Origin of the sequence: Cycloclasticus sp. (genome assembly GCA_040743155.1) — a bacterium.
Lineage (GTDB): Bacteria > Pseudomonadota > Gammaproteobacteria > Methylococcales > Cycloclasticaceae > Cycloclasticus.
In genome coordinates this window covers 2,109,402-2,134,063 of the sequence record JBFLJU010000001.1, presented here as the reverse complement: position 1 = coordinate 2,134,063, position 24,662 = coordinate 2,109,402, and the positions used below count along the sequence as shown (strand labels likewise).

General features: G+C 44.1%; 19 protein-coding genes. 17 read left to right on the top strand and 2 right to left on the bottom strand.

The features are described 5' to 3' along the window. Nucleotides 1-10: 10 nt before the first annotated feature. Genes AB1Y31_10235 through AB1Y31_10225 form a run of 3 tightly spaced genes read left to right on the top strand, consistent with a single transcriptional unit; the run spans nt 11 to nt 2,837 of the window. Nucleotides 11-634 (top strand): SCP2 sterol-binding domain-containing protein, encoded by a 624-nt coding sequence (locus tag AB1Y31_10235; GenBank protein ID MEW4983551.1) that lies wholly within the window; start codon nt 11-13, stop codon nt 632-634. Continuing rightward, nucleotides 631-2,277, top strand: coding sequence for a ubiquinone biosynthesis regulatory protein kinase UbiB (gene ubiB / locus AB1Y31_10230; protein ID MEW4983550.1), 1,647 nt, complete (start codon nt 631-633; stop codon nt 2,275-2,277). Before AB1Y31_10235 ends, ubiB begins: the two co-directional genes overlap by 4 nt. A gap of 8 nt (nt 2,278-2,285) precedes the next feature. After that, complete coding sequence (locus AB1Y31_10225) at nt 2,286-2,837, top strand: thioredoxin family protein (protein MEW4983549.1); 552 nt, start codon at nt 2,286-2,288, stop codon at nt 2,835-2,837. A 71-nt stretch (nt 2,838-2,908) separates the two neighbouring features. Here the strand turns inward: AB1Y31_10225 and AB1Y31_10220 are convergent, their stop codons facing one another. Then, nucleotides 2,909-3,115, bottom strand: coding sequence for a cold-shock protein (locus AB1Y31_10220; GenBank protein MEW4983548.1), 207 nt, complete (start codon nt 3,113-3,115; stop codon nt 2,909-2,911). A gap of 93 nt (nt 3,116-3,208) precedes the next feature. Further along, complete coding sequence (locus AB1Y31_10215) at nt 3,209-3,376, bottom strand: hypothetical protein (GenBank protein MEW4983547.1); 168 nt, start codon at nt 3,374-3,376, stop codon at nt 3,209-3,211. A 530-nt stretch (nt 3,377-3,906) separates the two neighbouring features. Between AB1Y31_10215 and tkt the strand changes: the two genes are divergently transcribed. From tkt to AB1Y31_10145, 14 genes are all read left to right on the top strand, one after another. Continuing rightward, nucleotides 3,907-5,910: a transketolase gene (gene tkt, locus AB1Y31_10210; protein MEW4983546.1), complete on the top strand. Its 2,004-nt coding sequence runs from the start codon at nt 3,907-3,909 to the stop codon at nt 5,908-5,910. A gap of 42 nt (nt 5,911-5,952) precedes the next feature. Continuing rightward, on the top strand, nt 5,953-7,128 hold the full coding sequence (locus AB1Y31_10205) for a phosphoglycerate kinase (GenBank protein MEW4983545.1): 1,176 nt from the start codon (nt 5,953-5,955) through the stop codon (nt 7,126-7,128). 195 nt (nt 7,129-7,323) lie between these two features. After that, nucleotides 7,324-8,895: a vWA domain-containing protein gene (locus tag AB1Y31_10200; GenBank protein ID MEW4983544.1), complete on the top strand. Its 1,572-nt coding sequence runs from the start codon at nt 7,324-7,326 to the stop codon at nt 8,893-8,895. Nucleotides 8,896-8,983: 88 nt separating this feature from the next. Then, a complete protein-coding gene (locus AB1Y31_10195; protein MEW4983543.1) occupies nt 8,984-9,964 on the top strand; it encodes a hypothetical protein in 981 nt (326 codons plus the stop codon). Between the two features lie 76 nt (nt 9,965-10,040). Next, nucleotides 10,041-10,940: a cytochrome c peroxidase gene (locus tag AB1Y31_10190; GenBank protein MEW4983542.1), complete on the top strand. Its 900-nt coding sequence runs from the start codon at nt 10,041-10,043 to the stop codon at nt 10,938-10,940. Beyond that, nucleotides 10,937-13,966 carry an EAL domain-containing protein gene (locus AB1Y31_10185; protein ID MEW4983541.1) on the top strand — a complete coding sequence of 1,010 codons (3,030 nt, stop codon included), beginning with the start codon at nt 10,937-10,939 and terminating at the stop codon, nt 13,964-13,966. The genes AB1Y31_10190 and AB1Y31_10185 overlap by 4 nt, the downstream gene beginning before the upstream one ends. Before the next feature lie 386 nt (nt 13,967-14,352). Continuing rightward, on the top strand, nt 14,353-16,650 hold the full coding sequence (locus AB1Y31_10180) for an MMPL family transporter (GenBank protein ID MEW4983540.1): 2,298 nt from the start codon (nt 14,353-14,355) through the stop codon (nt 16,648-16,650). Continuing rightward, nucleotides 16,647-17,423 carry an outer membrane lipoprotein-sorting protein gene (locus tag AB1Y31_10175; GenBank protein MEW4983539.1) on the top strand — a complete coding sequence of 259 codons (777 nt, stop codon included), beginning with the start codon at nt 16,647-16,649 and terminating at the stop codon, nt 17,421-17,423. Before AB1Y31_10180 ends, AB1Y31_10175 begins: the two co-directional genes overlap by 4 nt. 12 nt (nt 17,424-17,435) lie before the next feature. Beyond that, complete coding sequence (locus AB1Y31_10170) at nt 17,436-18,635, top strand: hypothetical protein (protein ID MEW4983538.1); 1,200 nt, start codon at nt 17,436-17,438, stop codon at nt 18,633-18,635. 126 nt (nt 18,636-18,761) lie between these two features. Next, a complete protein-coding gene (locus AB1Y31_10165; GenBank protein ID MEW4983537.1) occupies nt 18,762-19,100 on the top strand; it encodes a P-II family nitrogen regulator in 339 nt (112 codons plus the stop codon). After that, on the top strand, nt 19,101-20,393 hold the full coding sequence (locus AB1Y31_10160; protein MEW4983536.1) for an ammonium transporter: 1,293 nt from the start codon (nt 19,101-19,103) through the stop codon (nt 20,391-20,393). A 117-nt stretch (nt 20,394-20,510) separates the two neighbouring features. Continuing rightward, complete coding sequence (locus AB1Y31_10155; protein ID MEW4983535.1) at nt 20,511-21,134, top strand: glutathione S-transferase family protein; 624 nt, start codon at nt 20,511-20,513, stop codon at nt 21,132-21,134. 131 nt (nt 21,135-21,265) lie between these two features. Beyond that, nucleotides 21,266-23,350 carry an elongation factor G gene (gene fusA / locus AB1Y31_10150; GenBank protein ID MEW4983534.1) on the top strand — a complete coding sequence of 695 codons (2,085 nt, stop codon included), beginning with the start codon at nt 21,266-21,268 and terminating at the stop codon, nt 23,348-23,350. A gap of 72 nt (nt 23,351-23,422) precedes the next feature. Next, on the top strand, nt 23,423-24,661 hold the full coding sequence (locus AB1Y31_10145) for a glycosyltransferase (protein MEW4983533.1): 1,239 nt from the start codon (nt 23,423-23,425) through the stop codon (nt 24,659-24,661). Nucleotide 24,662 lies beyond the last annotated feature (1 nt).

Below are 24,662 nucleotides of genomic sequence, written 5' to 3'. Positions count from 1 at the left end.
CAGCCCTTTTGTGAAACCGCTGCAAATAGCGGTTAATCGTTATTTGGATTACGACCCAGAAGTCCCAACGCAGTTGGCAAAAATGCAGGGCAAGGTGGTTGCGTTACACTTCAAGCAGCTCGAACTCAGCCTGTATATCATTATGACCCGTGACGGCCTTGATATTCGTGATGAGTTTGATGGCGAGGTAGACACCGTCATTTCGGGTTCGCCATTGGCGCTGGCGATGTTGGGGTTGCAAGAATCGTCCAGCTCTAGCTTATTCTCAGGCGGCGTAACAATAGACGGTGATATAGAGTTGGGCAGCCAGTTCCAAGCCTTTCTTGAAAATATAGAGGTTGATTGGGAAGAGCCGCTATCGCAAATAACGGGCGATGTCGTGGCGAACCAACTGGGCAATTTAGCGCGAGGACTGTCAGATTGGATGCAACAAACAACAAAAACAAATGTGCTTAATGTGTCTGAATATTTTCGTGAAGAGGAACGCATGTTACCGTCCAGGTTTGAAGTGAATAAATTTAAAGCCGGTGTGGATGAGTTGCGTTTATCTGTCGACAGGTTAGAGGCAAGAGTTCAGCGATTGATGGCGAGCAAACAAAACCCAAAAAATGAGTCAACAAAGGGCGAGAAGTGATAAATCTAACAACAGCCATTAGACTGATACGAATTCAACGAGTGTTACTACGTTATGGCTTAGACGAGTTTGTATTTGGACTACACCTGTTTAGACCACTACGCTTTTTGACGTATCTGTCACCGAGCTATTTATTGGGTAAACGAAAAGGTACGCGCGGTGAGCGGATCCGTAAAGCGTTAGAAGATTTAGGGCCTATTTTCGTAAAGTTTGGGCAAATTCTATCAACTCGCCAAGATCTTTTGCCTCCCGATATAGGCGAAGAACTGTCGCAACTGCAAGATAATGTGCCGCCGTTTGCGGATAATTTAGCACGCCAAATTATCGAGCAATCATTGGAGGCCCCCATCGAGGAGATTTTTTCTGAGTTTTCAGAAAGCCCGTTGGCGTCCGCTTCAGTCGCGCAGGTGCACACGGCTACCTTACACACGGGCGAGGATGTTGTCGTTAAAGTGTTGCGTCCGGGTATCGAAAAGATCATTAATTCAGACGTGGCGTTGCTCTATACATTGGCGGGACTGGCCACTAAATATTGGGGCGAAGCCAAGCGCCTAAAGCCGATCGAAGTGGTGCAGGAATTCGATCACACCATCCATGATGAATTGGACTTAGTTCGTGAAGCCGCCAATGCGTCCCAATTGCGGCGTAATTTTGAAGGCTCAGAGCAGCTATACGTGCCGGATGTTTATTGGGACTACACGCGGCAGAATGTGATGGTCATGGAGCGTATTTATGGTACGCCGATTGGTAGAATCGACGAGCTAAAAGCAAAAGGCATTGATATGCAGTTGCTGGCAGAAAGGGGGGTGGAAATATTTTTTGCCCAAGTTTTTCGCGATAACTTCTTCCATGCCGACATGCACCCAGGCAATATTTTTGCCTCAGATGATGCAAAATATCTTGCGGTAGACTTCGGTATCATGGGTAGCGTAACCGTTGCGGATCAGCGTTATTTGGCAGAAAATTTTCTGGCCTTTTTCCAGCGTGATTATTTTCGCGTGGCGCAATTGCATATAGAATCCGGTTGGGTTCCTAAGCATACGCGAGTTGACGAGTTTGAAAGCGCCATTCGTGCTGTGTGTGAGCCCATTTTTGAGAAACCACTAAAAGAAATTTCCTATGGGCACTTATTGCTCCGTCTGTTTCAAACTGCGCGACGCTTCGATATGGAAGTGCAGCCGCAGTTGGTGCTTTTGCAAAAAACCTTGCTGAATATAGAAGGCCTAGGCCGGCAACTGTATCCCGACTTGGATTTATGGCAAACGGCCAAACCCTATTTGGAAGAGTGGTATAAAAATCGGATTGGCCCCAAAGCGACGTTCAATAAGCTAAAAGCACACTTGCCAATAATGGCTGAAAAGTTACCTGAATTGCCGGAAATGATGTATCAGGTGCTGAGTGATGCCGCTAAAGGCGAGCTTGAAGTAAGATGGAAGTCTAAGCAATTAGAAGAAATCAAGCAGCAAATGGCGCGAAACCATCGTAAGAATATTCTCGCTATTTGTGGTGGCAGCATGCTTATTTCAGCTGCCATTATATTGGGCTTGGACGGTTTTTCACCTCTTATGCTAGGCGATGCGCCTGTTGTTACGTGGGCATTGGGTGGTTTGGGCGGGCTTTTTTTGTTTAATGCGCTGGACTGAATAAAAGCATGACGTTGTTGCATACGCCAGTTTGTGACGTTGGCCTCTTAGCGCCAGACTTTAATTTATTAGGGGTTGATGGGAAGCGCTGGACGCGTGATGAGTGCGCCGGTAAAAAGGGTTTACTGGTTATGTTTATCTGTAACCATTGCCCTTACGTCAAAGCTATTCAACAGCGTTTGCTCGAAGATGTGACCGTGTTGCAAGAACAGGGTATTGGCGTAGTAGCGATTATGTCTAATGACCCAAGCGACTACCCAGCAGACTCGTTTGAGAGCATGCAAATAATTGCTAAAGAAAAAGGTTATAACTTCCCTTATTTAATAGATACAACGCAACAAGTAGCAAAAGACTACGGTGCAATTTGTACGCCCGACTTTTTCGGTTATAACAGTCAATCGCAGTTGCAATACCGCGGGCGACTAGATGAAGCGGGCAAAGACTCTAATGTTGGCGATGTAAAAAGAGATTTGCTTGAAGCCATGTTACTTGTCGCTAAAACAGGTAAAGGCCCAGCCGAACAAATACCGAGTATGGGCTGCTCTATTAAGTGGATATAATTCCGAACTAACCTTTAAATCAGCGGCGCAGTTTTATGCGTCCGCTGATTTTTCTGGTTATGTGCTACAACCTAAAGAGGAATAACTTTATTTGCACACGGCCCTTTTTGACCTTGGCCAACTTCATACTCTACTTCTTGCCCATCATTAAGTGTTGCAAAACCGCCACCACTTTGAATTTCTGAATGATGAACAAAAAGATCTTTGCCGCCATCTTCAGGTGTAATAAAACCAAAGCCTTTATCGGCGTTGAACCACTTAACTGTACCTTTACTCATGTTGTTTCCTTTAGTGTTTTGATGAAAGATTATGTATTCACGACTCCAATTCATCGGTTGGGTGTCGAATTTCGATATTCTCAGGTTTTTGTATTAGCTGTCACTATCAATAGGGGTATCCTGGTCACCCGTTAATGGAGGCTGTTCGGCGTGAGCTTCTTCAGAACCTTGGCCCATTTTTTTTAGACGTTTTTCTTCCTTTTTCTTTTTTTTCGCAAGCTCTTTTTGCCGCTTTTCAAAAGTGTAATTTGGCTTTGCCATTAAAATTCTCTTATTTTAATTTAAATATGCTGGTTTTGGAGTAAAACACATAACTAGATGTTATCGGGAATGGTTTTTTCCTGTAATGCCTATACATAGTAGGACTATATTTCCTTGTAATGCGATAATCAAGCCTAACATGGGCATAAACTATTATATCCATACTTGTGTCTTTATGCTGTTTGTAGCTTTGATTTTTAGCATGGGAAAATTGATGGGCAATATAGTAACTAAAAGTGCTTTTAAGTAAGAGTCAGAGGGAAGGCTCTATTCATGTGAAAGAAAACTCCCAAACTCTATAAGATCGGAGTCCGGAAGACTGACCTAGCGGCGGATGTTGCCCTGTGTCTTGGGCGCCTATTTTAACCTACTAGACCGGTGGAAAGTGCAATAAGCGAAAGAGAAGGCGGGAGCAGAAAGTAACGTGGAGGACTAGCGGTTTCTCTTCTTCGCAGTTCAGTGTAAAATTGCGCGTTCACAAATCATTGCCTACGGCGTTGATTTTAAAACCCACTAAATAAGCAACGACCATGAGCCAATTACCTCCTCGCCAAACTCTGGCAAACGCCATTCGTGTCCTTAGTATGGACGCTGTTCAACAAGCTAACTCAGGCCACCCAGGTGCGCCGATGGGTATGGCGGATATCGCAGAAGTATTATGGAACGACTTCTTATCTCACAACCCGGCTAACCCGCATTGGGTAAACCGAGACCGTTTTGTGTTGTCGAACGGCCACGGCTCGATGTTGCTGTATTCCCTATTGCATCTATCCGGTTACGATTTAGATATTGAGGAATTGCGTAATTTCCGTCAACTCCATTCAAAAACACCCGGTCACCCTGAATACGGTTATGCGCCGGGGGTTGAAACCACCACGGGGCCATTAGGCCAAGGCGTCACCAATGCCGTTGGTATGGCGTTGGCAGAAAAGGTGTTAGCGGCGCAATTTAATCAACCTAACTTTGATGTGATTGATCATTACACCTATACCTTTATGGGTGATGGCTGTTTGATGGAAGGCATTTCACACGAGGCTTGTTCGTACGCGGGCACGTTGGGTTTAGGAAAGCTTGTCGCATTTTGGGATGATAATGGTATCTCTATTGATGGCGATGTAGAAGGTTGGTTTACCGATGATACGCCGGCGCGTTTTGAATCTTATGGTTGGCATGTGGTTCGTGGTGTTGACGGACATAATGCCGATGACATTAGACAAGCTATTAAGCAAGCGAAGGCAGAAACAAATAAGCCAACACTGATTTGTTGTAAAACAGTGATTGGCTCTGGTGCGCCGAATAAAGCGGGCACGCACCATGTGCATGGTGCGCCATTAGGTGCAGAGGAAATTGCTGAAACTAGAAAAGCCTTAGGCTGGACTGAGCCGGCGTTTGAAATCCCTAAGGATATTAAAGACGCGTGGGACGCCAATGATAAAGGCGAGCAAGCAGAATCTAAGTGGGAAGAGTTGCTAGAGGCTTATGTGGGAGCACACCCCGAATTGGCGGATGAATTGTTACGCCGTTTGTCTGGCGAGTTGGCCGACGATTGGGAAGAAAGGTCTAACGCATTTGTTGAAGCCGCGCAGCAAGCGGGCGAAACCATTGCGTCGCGTAAAGCATCGCTGAATACGCTTAATAGTTTTGGTCCTTTGCTGCCTGAATTTTTGGGCGGTTCGGCCGATTTAACAGGTTCGAATTTAACTGAGTGGTCAGGTTGTACCGATGTGGACGCTGGTAATGCTAATGGTAATTACTTGCATTACGGCGTGCGTGAATTTGGTATGAGTGCCATCCAAAACGGCATTGCTTTACACGGCGGCTTTATTCCTTATGGTGCGACTTTTTTAACATTCTCCGACTACGCCCGTAACGCGGTTCGTATGGCGGCGTTGATGAAGCTGAAGAATATTTTTGTCTATACACATGATTCGATTGGTTTGGGTGAAGATGGGCCAACACATCAATCTATTGAACATGTTTCAAGTTTACGGCTTATACCAAACTTAGACGTTTGGCGTCCATGTGATGCGGTTGAATCTGCGGTTGCGTGGAAGTGTGCGGTGGAAAGTGAAAACACCCCGTCAGCGCTTATTTTTACGCGTCAAAATGTGCAGCACCAAGATCGTTCATCACAACAGTTAACGGCTATTTCCAAAGGCGGTTATGTCTTAAAAGACTGTGATGGCGAGCCACAACTGATCTTAATTGCTACGGGTTCCGAAGTTGAGCTAGCCACAGCGGCTGCAGAAACATTAACCTCCGATGGTATTAAGGTTCGGGTTGTTTCTATGCCGTGTACGGATATTTTTGATAAACAAGACGCTGCGTATAAAGAATCCGTATTACCGTCGTCAGTAACTGCAAGAGCGGCGATTGAAGCGGGCTCAACTGGCCTTTGGTATAAATATGTCGGCTTGAATGGCGCGGTGATTGGTATGGATTGCTTTGGCGAGTCAGCACCGGCTAAAGATCTGTTTGAACACTTTGGCATCACAGCGAGCAAATTAGCGGCGGCGGCTAAAGCCCTTTTGTAGGACAGTCGTTCTTATCTAAACCTAATAATACAGAGTTCAGTTATGCCTGTTAGCAATATGAAAGACATTAATTTATCGACTAAACGGGTGCTTATTAGGCAGGACCTGAATGTGCCGATAAAAGATGGCAAAGTCACGAGTGACGCGCGAATTCGTGCCAGCCTACCGACTATTCAACAAGCTCATGCCGCTGGTGCGATGGTGATGTTGATGTCGCATATTGGTCGTCCAACAGAAGGTCAATATGATGAGGCATTTAGCTTAAAGCCGGTTGCTGAACATTTATCGGGCTTATTGAACTTACCTGTTCGGCTAGAGAAAGACTGGATTGACGGTATTGAGGGTGAGCCCGGCGATATTATTTTGTGTGAAAACGTGCGTTTTAATGTGGGCGAAAAAAAGGACGACGAAAGCCTTGCTAAGAAGATGGCTGCCTTATGTGACGTGTTTGTCATGGATGCCTTCGGTACTGCGCACCGTGCGCAAGCATCGACTCATGGCGTTGCCAAGTTTGCAGCCACTGCTTGTGCTGGGCCGCTATTAGCCGCCGAGCTAGAGGCGCTAGGCAAAGCTCTGTTTGAGCCTGCTCAACCTATGTTGGCGATTGTTGGTGGGGCAAAGGTTTCAACAAAACTGACGGTTCTTGATTCGATGTTAGACAAAGTCGATCAACTAATTGTTGGTGGCGGCATCGCCAATACATTTATCGCTGCACAGGGTTACTCTGTTGGTAAATCGTTATATGAGCCTGACTTGCTTGATGAAGCAAGAGCACTGATGCTAAAGGCCGAAAAAAATGGTGCGAGCATTCCAGTCCCCGTTGATGTGGTGTGCGCCAAGGCATTTTCAGAAAAGGCAGCGGCAACGGTAAAGCTAGTAAAAGACGTTGAAGAAGATGACTTGATTTTGGACGTGGGTCCGCAGACAGCAAAGCAATATGCAGACATTGTTAAAGCGGCTGGTACGATTGTTTGGAACGGCCCATTAGGTGTTTTCGAGTTTGATCAATTTGCCGAAGGCACAAAAACACTCGCGCAAGCCATTGCGGACAGTGATGGCTTCTCAATAGCAGGTGGTGGCGACACCTTGGCGGCGGTTGATAAATACAATATTGCCGATAAAGTGTCCTATATTTCTACAGGTGGTGGTGCCTTTTTAGAGTTTTTAGAAGGCAAAGCGCTACCGGCAGTGACTGTTTTAGCTACAAGGAACGGCTAAAAGGTTATATTTTGCGTTGCGGCTATCTTCATTAGCCGTATCGTTTTCTTTGAGTTCGACTGTCTTTAAAGTTCATTGGTTTGGGTTAATAAATTCAAAGCGCCCTTTATATTTAAGTTATTCATAACTTAGCCGATATAAAGTTCACGTACATTATTAACCCCATTAGTGCTTGAGATAGCGCCCTAAAGACTCATGAAAAATATTAAGCATTTTTCCCTATCTAGTTTTTTACTCTGTGTGCTGATAATCCCATTTGCGCAGTCTGCTACCTTTAATAAGATTAAAAGTAAATCATTAGACGTTCGTGTGTTGGTTGACGTGTCGGAAAGAATGAAAATTAGTGATCCGGACAATCACCGAGTCGCGGCACTCAAATTATTTATTAAGTTGTTACCAAACAATGCGAATGCAGGTATTTGGATGTTCGACGACACCACAACACAAATAATGAAACCTGGTAAGTCAGGTATCTCATGGAAAAAACAGGCGTTGAAGAAGTTAGATGAAATTCACTCATCAGGTAAAAAGCTGGATCTTGAAAGGGCGTTGGCGGTGGCATCATTGGATTGGGTGGCAAAAGATAAAAATGCACGCCGGCATATTGTCCTGTTAACCGATGGCAAGATAACCTCTGGGAAAACGAAGAAAGGGAATGCCGCATCGAAAGCCCGGGTGTTGAATTACCAAGTAACACGCTTAAAGGCAGCTGGTGTAAGCGTACATACAGTGGCTTTTTCTGAAGATGCGGATATTGAATTTTTGGATACCATTGCGAGTGATACCTTGGGGTGGTTTGACGTAGCAAAAACATCGGCACAACTCGAACGCGCCCTATTACGGGTAAATAAACGCCTCGTTGAGAAAAATAGTATTCCGTTAGTGGCCAATAAATTTACTGTTGATGAAACAGTTCGACAATTTACAGCGGTCGTTTTTAGAAAAAAAGGATTTGGCTCGACCCAGCTTGATGACCCTGATGGGATGGATTTTGGCAGTTCTAGTAATAGAGTTGGTGTGAGTTGGCATCGTGAGAAGAAATATGACATCGTAACAGTCACCAAGCCAATCGAGGGTGAGTGGAGGTTGATAGCACCAGCAGACCCTAGCAATGAAATTTTCATCACAACCAACTTACAGATGGCTGTTGAAGATATGCCAAAAGAGATATTTGCAGAGTCCGGTACTCGGATAAGAATGCTGATGACAGATAAGGGTCGCTTGCTAAGAAATAGCAATATATTGGACGTGATCGACGCTACAGTCGAGATAACAAATAAACGCGGTGATAAAGATATCATTCCGATGGCTCAGGATATGATCACCAACGGTTATTTCTTTGCGGATGTTGGAAAAGAATTAAAAGTGGGTCCGTATGAATTAATTGTTAGAGCGACAGGCAATACTTTTGAGCGGATAGAAGCGTTGTCATTTCACGTCAAACCAAAGCCTAAAATTGACTATGTGGAAATTAACCCAGTTTTCGATAAGGTACTGGCAGATGCCGGTATTGTTTTGCCTGAGGAGGGCGTGACGGAAGAGCGTATTCTTCAATGCCCGGATTTGTCAAAAATTGTGGTCGGCGGGGACGGCCTGCCACCCCCTGAAGAAGTGATGGAAGAAGAAGGCTCTAGTTGGATGTTGATAGGCGGCATCGTGTTACTTATCAACTTATTGTTGGCCGCAGCTGTTTTCTTTGGTCTTAAATTCTATAAAAAGAAAATGGCTGAAGAAGATGCGTTGCTGGTTAAAAAAATAGCAGGATGATTATGGAGTGGATAATTGTAACGCTGTGTACTATTGCATTATTAGCTGAGTTAAGAGCTTTGACGGTAAAAAAACGGAGAGTGTCTAGATGAGTGAAAGTCTTCTAATTATATTGATTGAGCTTGTCCTCGCGCTAATAGCCGGTGGTGGTTTCTTGCTTTTCAAGGCGCATCAGAAAAAAGAGGCGATGAGGAGTCAATTAACGGCCTTATTAAGAAAAGTTGCTAACGAAGCGCAGGATAGAAAAGAAAAATTAGCCGGTACGTTTAAAGCAATGGGGGTTACAGACAGTCAGGCGGAACAAAGTGCCGCGCAGTTAGTTGATGCCGAAACAAGCTGTGTTAAGAAGTTCGCGGCGGTGCAGCTAAATCAGGAGGGCGATGATATTGCCTTCTTTTCTGACGTGGTCTACGAATTGTCGGCAGTACATATGGGTGTCAGCATGTTAAATGCCGAGAGTATGACGCCCGCTGCGCAACCCATCGCGTCAGTCGCAGAATCTGAGCCACAAGTAGAGCAGGAGATTGAACCGGAAGTTGAAATAGGAGTGCTTGGTGATGATGTTGATATTGAGGTGTCGCTTGATCTCGATGATATGGAGGAATTAGCAGAACCAGAGCCAGAGCCAGAGCCAGAGCCAGAGCCAGAACCAGAGCCAGAAGCAGAGCCAGAACCAGAGCCAGAACCAGAGCCAGAACCAGAACCAGAACCAGAACCAGAACCAGAACCAGAACCAGAACCAGAACCAGAACCAGAACCAGAACCAGAACCAGAACCAGAACCAGAACCAGAACCAGAGCCAGAACCAGAACCAGAACCAGAGCCAGAGCCAGAGCCAGAGCCAGAGCCAGAGCCAGAGCCAGAGCCAGAGCCAGAGCCAGAGCCAGAGCCAGAGCCAGAGCCAGAGCCAGAGCCAGAGCCAGGGAAGGAGGCCCTTTCTTTCGATATTGATGATATAGTTGCTTCAGCATTTGCAGAAGTGGAAACCGAGTTAAAAGGAGAGAGCTCTGTAGATGAAGAGAATCCAGATGTGTCATCAGATGATGAAGGGCTGAGCTCGAAAAACTAAAAAGCTGGGGGGAAGGTTGAACAGGAGTTGGCCATTCATAGTGTTTTTTTTTGCTACGGTAGTAGTAGGTTTTCCTGTGGAGGCCTCTAACGTTCGTAACGAACCCATTGACCCTATTCCACGAACTAAAATTCATAATATGGCCACTGTTGAACTAGGCAGTAAGCTGTTTCATGATGCGCGTTTTTCAAGTGACCAAAAAATCTCGTGTGCTAGCTGTCATTCTTTAGCGAAAGGAGGGGCAGATGGCAGGGCTATTTCCTTAGGTGTGGAAAACCGACGTGGCGAAGTCAATGCGCCAACTATTTTTAATAGCAAATTTAATTTCAGGCAGTTTTGGGATGGCCGTGCTGCAAACCTGATGGAGCAAATAGAGGGCCCGTTCAATAACAAGGATGAAATGAACTCAAGCTGGTCGAGGGTTATTTCCGTTATTGAAAGTGACCCGACGTATCTAGCAATGTTTGCTAAAAACTATGAAGATGGTGTGACGGCCCATAATATTAAGACATCTATTGTTGCGTTTGAAAATACATTGACAACACCCAATAGTCGATTTGATCAGTATTTACGGGGTGACAATCATGCCATCTCTAACGAAGAACTTGCTGGTTATAAATTATTTAAATCGTACGGTTGTGTGTCGTGCCATCAAGGTATAAATATAGGCGGAAATTTATACCAAAAATTGGGGGCAGTACATGAATATAAATTTAGCAAAAGCGACCGCTATCTAGGGCGCTTTAATGTTACAAAGAAAGCAGATGATAAGTATGTTTTTAAGGTGCCAAGCTTAAGGAATGTTGCTTTAACAGCGCCTTATTTGCACGATGGTTCGGAGCCAACTTTAAAAGGAGCAGTGTCTAAGATGATGGTGCATCAATTAGGTCGTCTATCTTCCAAAGAAGACGTGAGCCTTGTCGTTGACTTTTTAAAAACGCTGACCGGTGAGTATCAAGGCAAACCTTTGGAATGAGTAATAAAAAGAGCTTTTTTTTAGTCGTTGTATTGCTACTATTTTTAATGCTAGTCTCAAGTTGGATGTATCTAAATTCCCAACTAGACTTTCAAGCACATCACGAGAAAGTTGAGTCGGTAAACAAGCTTCAGCAAGAGTCGGCAAGGTTACTGAATGATATTCTGTTGGTTGAAAGTGGTAATCGAAATAACTTGGATAAAGTGGCATCATCTGAACAGCTCGTTAGTGCGCTATTGTCTGAGCAGGATGTTAATAGTGACAAGAACAAAGCGTTGGTAACAGAAGTTGCGGGTCTGTTGTCTAACATAACTAGAATCAAGTCAAGTTACGCTGTCTTCCTGAATTCGGTCACGTACTTCCCTGAAAGTGTTTCGTTACTGCGCCAAAAATTATTTGAAAAAGACGCTACAAAGCTGATCCAAGAAGTTAATAGTTTGGAACGTATTGTGTTGAGGTATAGCGCCTTTGGCGCAGCTGGCAAGATGGAAAGCGTGTCTAGAATCACCACAAAGATTGAGTCGTTGAAGCGCACTTTCAGTGCAACAGAGCCGAGCATTAGGGAGCCTGCGTTAGCGATGATTCGTCATGCTTATGTGCTGTTGAGTCATGCGGAAAAGTTAAGAAAGTTGAATGATGATGCGCTGAATAACCAAATAGCTGTCGCATCAAAACAGGTTTTAAGCGTGCTGGGTGATGAGCTTAATAAGGCAATAATGCGAACCCAGAATGTAAAAGCGGGGTTTTACATTTCTATTTTCGTTTTGCTTTTCTTGTCTTTTATTTTGTGGAACAGGCAGCGACAGGTGATGCAGTCTTTGGCCGAGAATACAAAGTCGTTAAGTTTGGCACTAAAAACAACAAGACAAAACCAGTTCTCAATTGATGTTGAAAAGCGAGTAATTACCTTAGGCAAGGCTTACATAAAAGAACTGGGTTCTGGTTCAAAAGAATATCATTTGAGTATAGAGGGCTGGATTGCTCAACTTCATCCTGATGAGGAAAAAGAAGTTGCATCTTTACTACAAGCAAGCTTGACGACAGGGGTTGATTTTAATATTGAGTACCGTTGGAAGGGCAGAGATAACAGTTGGATTTGGGTGAGTTCCATTGGCCGAATCATCGAATACGACGGGGGTGGAAAGCCGCTTAAAATGTCGGGCATTAGCACGAATATTACTGAAAGAAAGGCTAATGAGCATGTATTGCGTGTTATTGCCGAAAGTAACCCGGCGAATGCTTCAGCAAAAGATGTATTGGGTACTATTATTAAAGAGTTGGCACTGGCAAAAAACGTAAAATACGCGCTCATTGCAAAAGTGAATGAAGCAGATAGTAGCATGGTTGATACGCTAGCTGTTTGGGCTGGAAATGAGTTTGCCGATAACTTTTCCTACAGTTTGGTCGGAACGCCATGCCAAAACATAGTAGATGATGGGGTTTGTCTGTACCCAGACTCTGTTCAAGAGTTGTTTCCAGATGATCACATTCTCAAAGAGATGGAGGTGGTCAGCTATTTAGGTGTTCCATTAAAGAATAATCATAATAAAGTAGTCGGGCTGCTGGCACTTCTTGATCTAGCGCCAATTGCTGCGAGTACGCAGTGGCAGTCGCTAATGAAGAGTTTGGCTACAAGAATTGCTATGGAAATTGATAGGGCTGAAGCGGACTATCAGCTAATGCAAATGGCGCACTATGATGTGCTTACAGGTTTGCCTAACCGCGCCTTGTTAATGGACAGATTTTCACAGGCGCAGGCGCATGGCGCGCGTAAAGGAACATTGTTGGCGATTTGCTTTGTTGATTTGGATGATTTCAAGCCAGTTAATGATGAATATGGGCATGAAGTGGGTGATGAGTTGCTGAAGGAGGTTGCTAGACGCCTGTTGGACTCTATTCGTCAAGAAGATACGGTGTCTAGGCTGGGTGGTGACGAATTTGTATTGTTGTTGAGTGAGTTATCAGCTGTTGAGGAGTGTCAGTTATCGCTCGATAGAGTGATTCAGACGATCTCTGAGCCTTATCATGTTTTTGGTTTAACACTTCATGTTAGTGCGTCCATTGGTTTCACGCTGTCAGGGGCGCTTGAGGATGAGTTGGACTCTCTAATAAGACAGGCGGATCAAGCCATGTATACAGCTAAAATAAAGGGTAAAAATAGGCATAGTCGTTTTAATGCAGAATTAGACCAGTTAACAACGAAAAAGCATATTGAGTTATCTGAGATTCGTCGAGCGTTGATGAGCGAAGAGTTTTGTTTGTATTATCAGCCAAAAGTGAATATGAAGACGGGAGAGGTTTATGGTGCCGAGGCGTTAATTCGTTGGAACCATCCAGAAAGAGGGCTTATTCCTCCACTTTCATTTCTGCCCATTATTGATGGGGATAAGCTTGAGGTGGCAGTTGGGGATTGGGTGGTAAGTTCTGCTTTGAGGCAAATGGAGGCGTGGAAAGAAGCTGGTATTGAGCTGGAAGTTAGTGTCAATATTTCCCCGTATCACCTGTTATCGAGGGGCTTTATGGATATGTTAAAGTCTCAACTAGAGTGTTATGCGCTCATTAATCCAGGAAAACTGCAGCTGGAGATAGTAGAAAGCAGTGTGATTGGTGACATCCAAAAGGTTAGTAAAATACTTCAATCAGTTAAAGATGAGTTGGGTGTCAAAATTGCCTTGGATGATTTTGGCACGGGCTATTCATCCTTGACACACTTGAGAAAAATACCAGCAGGAACGGTAAAAATTGATCGTGCTTTCATACGAGATATTTTGGCCGACAGCAATGCTCTTACTATTGTTAAGTCAGTAGTTGGATTGGCAGATTCGTTTAGTTTGGATGTGATTGCCGAAGGAGTAGAGTTCGATGAACAAGGGCTGAAACTGCTAGAAATAGGCTGCGTAAATGCTCAGGGCTATGGCATCGCTAAGCCGATGCCAGCAGGCGACCTGCCATCATGGTTAGAGAGTTACCAACCCAATTTAGAGTGGGTGAATTTTAGCTCTTTGTCTCTTATTAGCCGGCTTTAAAATCTTATGGTTCGTTGCTAGAAAATACTAATAACTAGCCTTAATAGATAAGTAAAAAAGGCCCGTTAACGAAAGAAAAGTTTTGAAGCATATTTAGTGTAAAGCAATTTAAAAAGTTGATTATTGACGCTGCCGATAAGCAGTTGAAGACGGTAGCCGAAATTGCAGAACATCTAAGGGTGCCTACGTTAAATCTATATTGATACTTTGGTGTTGTTAACTTATTTTATGCCTATGCTAGGTTAGTTTTTAACAAAACTAAACAATGAGCGATAGATAGTTTTTAATTGGTGATTTTAGTAAAGGGTGCTATTTTGCTGCACGAGTAGCTTATGGGTATTAAGTTTAGCTACAACGTTAATGGATTTTTTTAAAAAGGGAAAAATATGCATCGCTTTGAACGCTACTTTAGTGAGTGGGTTATTAGGTATCGACTACCTATCATTATAATAAACCTGCTAGTTGTTATCGCCGCAGGCAGTGGTTTAAAGCTACTGGGCTTTAATACTGACTACCGAGTTTTTTTTGGAGAGGACAATCCTGACCTGATTGCCTTTAATGCACTGGAAGCGACGTACAGTAAATCTGATAACGTGTTTATCCTTGTGGCGCCCAAAAAGAGTGATATTTTTCAGCCACCGGTGTTATCAATCGTTGAAGAATTAACGGAGTTATCATGGCAAATGCCGTTTTCAAGGCGAGTGGACTCGCTTCAAAATTTCCAAAATACATACGCGGAAGAAGATGATTTAGTTGTTGAAAACCTCTACGAAAATGTGGATGAGTTATCCGTAGCTGACGTAAAAAGAGTTAAAAAAGTAGCGCTGGCAGACCCGTTGTTGTTTAAACGGTTAGTGTCGGAAGAGGGCTTGGTTACAGCGGTTAATGTCACTATTGAATTCCCAGGCGTTGATAGGAAGGCAGAGTTAGGTGCTGTCATTAGTTATTCGCGTGGGATGATTGATGAATTTAAAACTAAGTACCCCGATGTGGATTTTTATGTCACCGGCGTTACCTTTTTAAATAATGCCTTTGTGGAGGCGGGTGAGCGTGATGTAAAGAGCTTAGTTCCGCTAAGCTTTTTGGCGATGATTATCCTATTATTTATATTGTTGAAAAGTGTTAGTGCGGTTTTCGGCGTGATGTTGGTGATTATATTGTCTGTGGTGACGGCCATGGGCATTGGTGGTTATTTGGGTATTGCGTTGACGCCAGCTTCAATCTCATCGGTACAAATGATTATGGTGCTGGCGGTAGCGAGCAGTGTGCATATGCTGGTTTCATTTTTGTTTGGTTTGCAGCATAAGGATACAAAGTTGCACGCTTTATCTGAGAGTTTAAGGGTTAATATTCAGCCGATTGTATTAACTAGTTTGACCACGATGGTCGGCTTTTTAGGAATGAACTTTAGCGAGGTGCCTCCCTTTCATGATCTTGGAAACCTCGTGGCGATGGGGTTGTGTGCCTCCTTATGCTTATCATTAACGTTCCTACCCGCTTTGATGAGCTTTTTGCCGGTTCACGTCAAGGTTGAAGAAGATCCGGGAGTGGGTTACTTGGCAGGTATCGCCGCGTTTGTCATTAAAAGGCAAAATATTGTTTTAGTAGTCATGAGTGGTGTGGTGCTGGTGTCGGCGTATTGTGCAACATTCAATCAGCCAGAAGAGCGTTTCTTGAAATACTTTGATACGTCGATGCAGTTTAGGGTGGATACCGATTTTGCAACTGAGAACTTAGGGGGCTTGTACCAATTAATGTATGCCGTCCCTGCGGGCTCTCCAGGCGGCATTAGTCGGCCTGAGTATCTGAAAAATTTAGATCTATTTAATGATTGGATTAAAAGCCAGCCAGAGGTTATCAATACCTATGTTCTAACCGATACGATGAGGCGGCTTAATAAGAATATGCATGGCGATGAGGAATCTTGGTATGTGTTGCCGGAGAGCAGAGAGCTGGCCGCGCAGTACTTATTGTTGTACGAAATGTCCTTGCCGTATGGTCTTGATTTGAATAACCAAGTTAATGTTGATAAGTCGGAGACGCGTCTAATAGCTACGATGGTTGAATTAAGTAATGTGGAATTACTTAATTTTGAGAAGCGTGTTCAAGCTTGGTATGGCAAAAACATGCCTGAGTTTATGAATACACAGGGCACGGGGACGCTGATGATGTTTGCGCATGTGCCGGATAAGAATATCAAAGGCATGTTATATGGTTCGATTTTGGCGTTGTTTATTATTTCGATGATACTTATTGTGGCGTTACGTTCGCTTAAAGTGGGCTTGATTAGTTTAGCGCCAAACTTGGTGCCGTTAACGATTGGTTTTGGTTTGTGGGGCTTGCTATATGTAGAAGTTAATATGGCTTTGGCGGTCGTTGTTAGTATGACTTTAGGTATCGTAGTGGATGACACCGTACACTTTTTGAGTAAATACTTAAGAGCGAAGCGTGAAAAAGGTTATGACTCCGAACAAGCCATTACGTATGCCTTTACGCACGTTGGTAAGGCCCTAGTGGTTAGCACGGTTGTATTAATGATTGGGTTTGGTGTGTTAATGACGTCACCGTTCGCATTAAATTCTGACATGGCGATGTTGACTACGTGGATCATTTGTTTGGCATTAATTGTCGACTTTTTATTGCTGCCTGTTTTATTACTTAGATTCGATAAGGATGAAAAATGAAAAAATTAGTTTTAATGATGCTGTGCCTATTGCCATTAATGGCAGTGGCTCAGACGTCTGAAGAAAAGGGCTTGGAAATAGCGGTTGAAGCGGACAAGCGGGATATGGGGTTTGGTGACGTATCTTCATCGCTAACGATGACCTTAAAAAATGCTAATGGCAACACCAGTATTAGGAAAATGCGATCTAAAACGCTTGAAGTGCAAGGTGACGGCGATAAAGGCTTAACCATTTTTGATAAGCCAGCAGACGTTAAAGGTACGGCATTTTTGTCATTTACGCATGTGCTAGAGGCGGATGACCAGTGGTTGTACCTTCCTGCGCTAAAGCGCGTTAAACGAATTTCATCGAAAAACAAGTCGGGCCCTTTTATGGGCAGCGAATTTGCATTTGAAGACTTGTCATCGCGTGAAGTTGAAAAGTATAAGTACCTGTATTTAAACGATGACGCCGTTGGCGGTGAAGACGCCTTTGTTATTGAAGTGCGGCCAAATTACAAATACTCGGGGTACACGCGCTCGGTTGTGTGGATTAGTAAAACAACCTATCAGCCGTTAAAAATTAATTATTATGACCGTAAAAATAGTTTGCTTAAAACAATGGTGGCAACGGGTTATAAGCAATATTTGGGTAAATATTGGCGGCCTGACGAAATGAATATGGTTAATCATCAAACAAAAAAAGAAACCTTGTTGGAATTTTCGGATTATAAATTCCAAACGGGCTTGAAATCTCGGGACTTTAGTAAAGCCAGCTTAAAAAGAGCGAGGTAGCGGTTGATTGGTATGGAAGCTCGAAAGAAGGGAGGCGGTTATAGGCGATTGCTGTTGGCTGCGGCGCTTATATGTTCGGGTGCTAAGGCTGGTGAATGGTCGGGGTATGTTGCGGCAGACTATAGCTACTTTCCACAATCGGCATTAAATGCACAGCAATTTGAGCATGGGCGGCTGTCGTTTTCAGCGGAGCCTGAGTTTTATCATAGCTGGGAGAATGATGACAGTTTGACGTTTGTCTCCTTCTTTAGATGGGATGAGCAGGACCCTCAACGCAGTCATATTGATATACGTGAATTGCTTTGGATGCGCGCTCGGGATGACTGGGAATTGCTTGTGGGTATCGGCAAAGTGTTCTGGGGTGTGACAGAGTCTCAGCACTTGGTGGATATTATCAATCAAACTGACTTTGTGGAGAACGTAGACGGTGAAGATAAGCTAGGTCAGCCGATGATCAATGCCACGTTTCTAAGAGAGTGGGGAACGGTGGATCTATTTGTGCTTCCGGGTTTTAGGGAAAGAACATTTGCGGGGAAAGGTGGGCGGTTTCGTCCAAACCCAGAAATAGATGACCATTCGGCTTATCAGTCGGCGGCAAAAGATAAGCACGTAGATTACGCGTTACGCTGGAGCCAAACTTTTGATGATTGGGATGTCGGTGTTTCTCATTTTTATGGTACTAGCCGCGAACCAAGAATTATTCCAACACTGGCCCCGGCCGGTCTTGTGCTGACGCCTTTTTATGACATCATCAATCAAACGGCTGTGGATGTACAAGCAACGCTTGATGAATGGCTCTGGAAAGTTGAGGTTATTCATCGTAGTGGACAAGGTGAGACCTTTAATGCATTGACTGCTGGATTTGAATATACCTTCGTCGGCGTCATGGAATCCTCTGCCGACTTTGGGCTTATCGCTGAATATTTATATGATGATCGTGGTGCAAGTGCGAGCACGGCCTTCGAGGATGATATTTTTATCGGTGGCCGATTAGCGATAAATGATGCAGCATCTAGTGAGCTGCTATTTGGCGTCATTGCTGACTTACATGAAAGCACTCGTTTTTATAGCGTTGAGGCAAGTCGACGGCTTGGAGATGAGTGGGTGCTCAGTCTAGAGGCGCGTTTTATATCATCGGTTGAAAAGCGCGACCCGCTAGCGTCTTTTCGTCATGATGATGTTATTCAACTAGAGTTAGCGCATCACTTTTAAGCTGAAGACAGAATGCTTTGTTGTGAAACTAAAAGTATTTTTGAAGCTCGCACCAAAATAGGTTGATGGCCGCCCCATTTTGATGCAAAATCGAGGGCTTGTGAAATAAGAAGAAGCAGGCTTGATATGAAACTAGTAACAGCTATTATAAAACCGTTTAAATTAGAAGATGTGCGCAGGGCTTTATCTGACGCGGGTTTTGTGGGGATTACGGTCACAGAAGTTAAGGGTTTTGGTCGTCAACGCGGCCATACTGAGCTATATCGTGGTGCTGAGTACGTGGTGGACTTTTTACCTAAGGTTAAGCTTGAAATTGCCGTGGCTGAGGACCAATTAGAGCTTGCGACAGAGTCTATTATTAAAGCAGCGTGTACTGGAAAAATTGGTGACGGCAAAATATTCGTAACGAATTTAGAAAAAGTGATTCGAATTCGTACGGGTGAAGCAGGTCGCGAGGCGCTATAAATGAAGTCGATAAAGTTTAATCTTTTCCTTGGTTTGTTACTCTTGCCCCGCTTTGCATTTGCGGGAGAATTAAACGGCGCTAACACAGCGTGGATTTTAACGTCGACTGCGCTGGTGCTTTTTATGACGATTCCGGGGCTTTCTATGTTCTACGCGGGCTTGGTGCGGAGCAAGAATGTACTGTCTGTGTTTATGCAGTGTTTTGCGATTACCTGCGTGGCCTCAATATTATGGTTTATCATCGGCTACAGTCTTGCGTTTGGTGAAGGTAACGCATGGATTGGCGATTTCTCAAAAGTCATGTTCTCTGGCATTAGTCGCGAATCTCTATCCGGTGATATCCCGGAATCGTTATTCGCAATGTTTCAAATGACGTTTGCGATTATTACGCCTGCATTGATTATTGGTGCATTTGCAGAGCGAATGAAGTTTTCGGCGATGTTATTGTTTAGTGCGATTTGGCTAATTGTTGTTTATGCGCCGGTAACGCATTGGGTCTGGGGCGGTGGTTGGCTCGGTTCAATGGGCGTTTACGATTTTGCTGGCGGTATTGTTGTACATATTACAGCCGGTGTCGCAGCGCTAGTAGCGGCCATGGTAGTAGGCCCGAGAAAAGGCTTCCCTACCACGGCGATGCCTCCTCATAACTTAACCATGACTATTGCTGGTGCGGGGATGCTTTGGGTTGGGTGGTTTGGCTTTAATGGCGGCAGTGCACTAGCCGCTAATGGTGATGCTGCTATGGCCATCATTGTGACGCATATTTCTGCATCAATGGGCGCGTTTACATGGATGGTGATTGAATGGAGGAAGTTTGGTAAACCGAGTGCCTTAGGCGCTGTTACTGGCATGGTGGCAGGTTTAGGCACAATTACTCCAGCATCCGGTTTTGTAGGGCCTGGTGGAGCCTTGGTTATTGGTTTGTTAGCGGGCTTTATCTGTTTTAACGCGACTCAATATGTCAAAAAAGTATTGAAAATCGATGATTCGTTAGACGTTTTCCCGGTCCATGGCGTTGGCGGGATATTAGGTTCTTTAATTGTTGCTGTATTCGCATCAACCCAATTGGGTGTGTTCAGTGGTTACGGCTTTGCCGATGGTATTTCATCTATCGCTGAGCAATTAACTGTTCAAGCAACGGGTGTTGTAGCAACCATCGCTTTTACAAGCGTTGCGACGTACGCTATTTTAAAATTGGTTAGTCTATTAGTGGGTGGGCTACGTGTGGATGAGGAAGAAGAACAGCAAGGGCTGGATGTCGTTTCACACGAAGAGACTGGGTACAATTTGTAAGTGCTCAACATGATTAAAAAACCCAGTTCAGGCTGGGTTTTTTAATGCGTTATATCTATGGGTTTACGGTATAGATAGGGTGTCGTCTATTAAAAGTTACTTAATTGGGAGAATAAAATGATTAAATTGTATGGTTATCCTCGGTCTAGAAGTACGCGCGTGGTTTGGATGCTTGAAGAGCTTGGCGTTGATTACGAATTTATTAAGATCGAGCTGCTAGAAGGGGCCGGTCAGGCTGAGGAATACCTAAAGATTCACGCCGACGGCAAAGTGCCGGCGATTGACGATGGTGGGTTTGTGCTGACTGAGTCGGCGGCTATTGTGGCGTATTTAGGTGATAAATACTCAGCGTCAGGTTTAGTGCCGGAGCCAAGAACGCAGCTCAGAGCCAAGTATGACGAGTGGAGTTTCTTTGTTTTAACGGAGCTAGAGCAACCTTTGTGGACTATTGGGAAGCATACGTTTGTACTGCCAGAAGAAAAACGTGTGCCAGAAATCTTGAGCATAGCGCGTTGGGAGTTTTTGAAGGCTTGTAAGGTGTTAGAAAAGAACTTGGGCGGCAGAGAGTTCGCATTGGGTGATACCTTTTCTGCGATTGATATTTTATTAGCACACACCTTGCGTTGGGCTGATGCCTTTGGTGTTCCTTCGGGGTCTAGCCAGTTAGACGAGTATCGAGACAGAATTAGTGCAAGACCTTCGTTTGATAAAGTTGTTAGTGCAGAAGCTGCGGCGGCTTAATAACATCTAACGGTCTATTCTTTAGCTAGCTTTCAGTGATACAATAGTGAGTTCATTCAAACGAAATGTTTTCGCGTAAGCTGGCGTTTTTGTTTGGGTAACACTTTAATTAACTTAACCATTGTAGACTTATGACTGACTTAACCAAATACAGAAACATTGGTATTTTCGCCCACGTGGATGCTGGTAAAACCACAACAACCGAACGTATCTTAAAATTAACCGGCAAAATTCATAAAACAGGTGAGGTTCACGATGGTGAAGCAACAACCGACTTTATGGAACAAGAAGCCGAACGTGGGATAACCATTCAGTCTGCGGCAGTTTCATGTGAATGGGATGGCCATCGCATGAACATTATTGACACACCGGGACACGTGGATTTCACGATTGAAGTGTATCGCTCATTAAAAGTTCTTGATGGCGGCGTGGGTGTTTTTTGTGGTTCTGGTGGTGTTGAACCTCAATCAGAAACAAACTGGCGTTATGCGAATGAATCTGGCGTAGCGCGGGTCATTTTCGTTAACAAATTAGATCGTATGGGCGCAGATTTTTACCGCGTTACCGATCAAGTTAAAAATGTATTAGATGCAAATCCATTAATTATGGTGTTGCCAATTGGTATAGAAGATGACTTTACAGGTGTTGTTGATTTGTTAACACGTAAATCGTACATCTGGGATGATTCAGGTCTTCCAGAAAACTACACAGTCGGTGATGTGCCTGCTGATATGGTTGATAAAGTGGAAGAGTACCGCGAGCAGCTTATCGAAATGGCTGTAGAGCAAGACGACGATTTGATGGAAATGTACCTTGAAGGCGAAGAGCCTGCAATTGAAGACATTAAGCGTTGTATCCGTAAAGGCACCATCGCACTTGATTTCTTCCCAACATATTGTGGCTCTGCATTTAAAAACAAAGGTATTCAATTAGTGTTGGATGCGGTTGTTGATTACCTACCAAACCCAACAGAAGTTAAGCCTCAGCCTGAAACAGATGATGAAGGCAATGAAACGGGTGAATTTGCGATCGTTGATCCGAATGGCCCATTACGTGCCTTAGCATTTAAAATTATGGATGACCGTTTTGGTGCGTTAACATTTATTCGTATCTACTCAGGGCAGATGAATAAAGGCGATACCGTGTTAAATACATTTACCGGTAAAACGGAACGTATTGGTCGTCTTGTTGAAATGCAAGCTGAAGACCGTATCGAACTAACGAGTTCACAAGCGGGTGATATCATTGCCGTTGTGGGCATGAAAGATGTGCAAACAGGTCATACATTATGTGATCCTAAAAACCCAGCAACCTTAGAACCAATGGTTTTCCCTGATCCTGTTATCTCTATTGCTGTATCACCTAAAGATAAAGGTGGTTCAGAAAAGATGGGTATTGCGATCGGTAAAATGATCAAAGAAGATCCTTCTTTCCGCGTAGAAACAGATGAAGACAGTGGCGAAACTATTCTTAAAGGAATGGGCGAGCTTCACTTAGATATCAAAATTGATATTCTTAAGCGTACACACGGTGTTGATGTAAGCGTTGGTAAACCACAAGTGGCGTACCGCGAAACAATCACTAAAGTATTAGAAGATAGCTACACACATAAGAAGCAATCAGGTGGTTCTGGCCAGTTTGGTAAAATTGACTATATTTTAGAGCCAGCAGAAACAGGCGAAGGCTTTAGCTTTGAATCTAAAGTAACGGGCGGTAACGTTCCTCGTGAGTACTGGCCTGCTGTTGAGAAAGGCTTCAAAAAACGCATGGATAAAGGTGTGCTTGCGGGCTACCCTTGTGTAGACGTTAAAGTAACCTTGCTTGATGGTGGTTTCCATGCGGTTGATTCCTCGGCTGTTGCGTTTGAACTTGCGGCTAATGGCGCTTACCGTCAATCAATGCCTAAAGCTGGCGCGCAATTGATGGAGCCGATCATGAAAGTGGACGTGTTCACACCAGACGATCACGTGGGTGATGTTATTGGTGACCTTAACCGTCGCCGTGGCATGATCAAGTCTCAAGATGCTGGCGCAACAGGTGTACGTATTAAAGCGGAAGTTCCACTAAGTGAAATGTTTGGCTACATTGGTGACTTGCGCACCATGACGTCTGGTCGTGGTCAGTTCTCAATGGAATTTGTTCACTACTTGCCTTGCCCAAGAAACATTGCAGAAGAAGTAATCAAAGAAGCTAAAGAGCGTGAAGCAAACAAGTAATTAATGTTTGCTAGGTAGTTAAAGGGCTGGTTTTCACCAGCCCTTTTTTATGCAATTGTATAAAATAAACTCATGAAATTATTAATCATTGCATCCTTATGGCCGGAGCCGACATCATCTGCTGCGGGAAGGCGGATGGTCGACTTGATAAAACTGTTTCATGCTCAAGGTTGGGCGTTAACGTATGCCTGTACAGCCGCAGCATCAGATCATTGCTACCCATTAGAGTCGTTAAATATTCGGCAACAAACGATAGCTGTTAATGACAGTGCGTTTGACGTATTCATTAGTGAACTATCTCCAGATATTGTTTTATATGATCGTTTTATGGTGGAAGAGCAGTTCTCTTGGCGGGTAGAGAAACACTGCCCAAATGCAATGAGTATGTTGGAAACATCAGACCTGCATTGTTTGCGCCATGGCCGTCAGAAGGCGTTAAAAAAAGATCAGGACTTTAAACACGAAGACTTGATGAACGATGTGGCTTATCGAGAAGTTGCCAGTATTTTGCGCACAGACCTAAGCTTGATTATTTCGACGGCCGAGGTGGAGTTGTTGACCTCGGTGTTTAAAGTGGAAGAGTCACAGATGTATTACTTGCCATTTGTTGTTGACCCTAAGCAGGTGCAACAGAATGCACTCAGTTGGCCCAGTTATAAACAGCGAAGCGGATTTATGTGCATAGGCAACTTTAAACACGAGCCTAATTGGGATTCGGTTCAATACCTTAAACGAGAAATATGGCCGTTGATTAGGCAGCAACTGCCAGCGGCAGAGCTTTTTATATATGGTGCTTATCAACCGCCAAAAGCTACGCAGCTAAACCAGCCAAAAGAAGGCTTTCATATAAAAGGCCGCGCTGAAGATGTCACAGAAGTGATGCAAAAAGCGCGGATTTGTTTAGCGCCTTTACGTTTTGGAGCCGGCTTAAAGGGAAAGTTATTAGAAGCGATGGAAAATGGCACGCCAAGTATTACAACATCGGTTGGTGCCGAGGCAATGCACGGGGATTTGCCTTGGAATGGCAGCGTTGCAGATCGGCCTCAGGCATTTGCAAATGCGGCCGTCTCTTTGTATGAGGATGAGCAGCAGTGGCAAGAAAGTCAGCAAAACGGTCTGGAAATTCTTAAGCAGTGTTATTCAGCCTCAGAGTTTATGCCGTCGCTGCTAGAAAAAATAACCGACATACAAGCCGATTTGGCAACGCATCGTCAGCAGAACTTTTTAGGTGCAATGTTAAAACATCACCTAATGAAGAGTACAAAGTACATGTCCCTTTGGATAGAAGAGAAAAATAAAGTTAAGGAATAAC

Bases quoted from the DNA above. Each gene is read 5' to 3' on its own strand.
- AB1Y31_10220 (MEW4983548.1), bottom strand. From the start codon at position 3,115: ATGAGTAAAGGTACAGTTAAGTGGTTCAACGCCGATAAAGGCTTTGGT.
- fusA (MEW4983534.1), top strand. From the start codon at position 21,266: ATGACTGACTTAACCAAATACAGAAACATTGGTATTTTCGCCCACGTG.
- tkt (MEW4983546.1), top strand. From the start codon at position 3,907: ATGAGCCAATTACCTCCTCGCCAAACTCTGGCAAACGCCATTCGTGTC.
- AB1Y31_10185 (MEW4983541.1), top strand. From the start codon at position 10,937: ATGAGTAATAAAAAGAGCTTTTTTTTAGTCGTTGTATTGCTACTATTT.
- AB1Y31_10225 (MEW4983549.1), top strand. From the start codon at position 2,286: ATGACGTTGTTGCATACGCCAGTTTGTGACGTTGGCCTCTTAGCGCCA.
- AB1Y31_10195 (MEW4983543.1), top strand. From the start codon at position 8,984: ATGAGTGAAAGTCTTCTAATTATATTGATTGAGCTTGTCCTCGCGCTA.
- AB1Y31_10170 (MEW4983538.1), top strand. From the start codon at position 17,436: ATGGAAGCTCGAAAGAAGGGAGGCGGTTATAGGCGATTGCTGTTGGCT.
- AB1Y31_10165 (MEW4983537.1), top strand. From the start codon at position 18,762: ATGAAACTAGTAACAGCTATTATAAAACCGTTTAAATTAGAAGATGTG.
- AB1Y31_10180 (MEW4983540.1), top strand. From the start codon at position 14,353: ATGCATCGCTTTGAACGCTACTTTAGTGAGTGGGTTATTAGGTATCGA.
- AB1Y31_10175 (MEW4983539.1), top strand. From the start codon at position 16,647: ATGAAAAAATTAGTTTTAATGATGCTGTGCCTATTGCCATTAATGGCA.
- AB1Y31_10160 (MEW4983536.1), top strand. From the start codon at position 19,101: ATGAAGTCGATAAAGTTTAATCTTTTCCTTGGTTTGTTACTCTTGCCC.
- AB1Y31_10215 (MEW4983547.1), bottom strand. From the start codon at position 3,376: ATGGCAAAGCCAAATTACACTTTTGAAAAGCGGCAAAAAGAGCTTGCG.
- AB1Y31_10145 (MEW4983533.1), top strand. From the start codon at position 23,423: ATGAAATTATTAATCATTGCATCCTTATGGCCGGAGCCGACATCATCT.
- AB1Y31_10200 (MEW4983544.1), top strand. From the start codon at position 7,324: ATGAAAAATATTAAGCATTTTTCCCTATCTAGTTTTTTACTCTGTGTG.
- AB1Y31_10205 (MEW4983545.1), top strand. From the start codon at position 5,953: ATGCCTGTTAGCAATATGAAAGACATTAATTTATCGACTAAACGGGTG.
- AB1Y31_10155 (MEW4983535.1), top strand. From the start codon at position 20,511: ATGATTAAATTGTATGGTTATCCTCGGTCTAGAAGTACGCGCGTGGTT.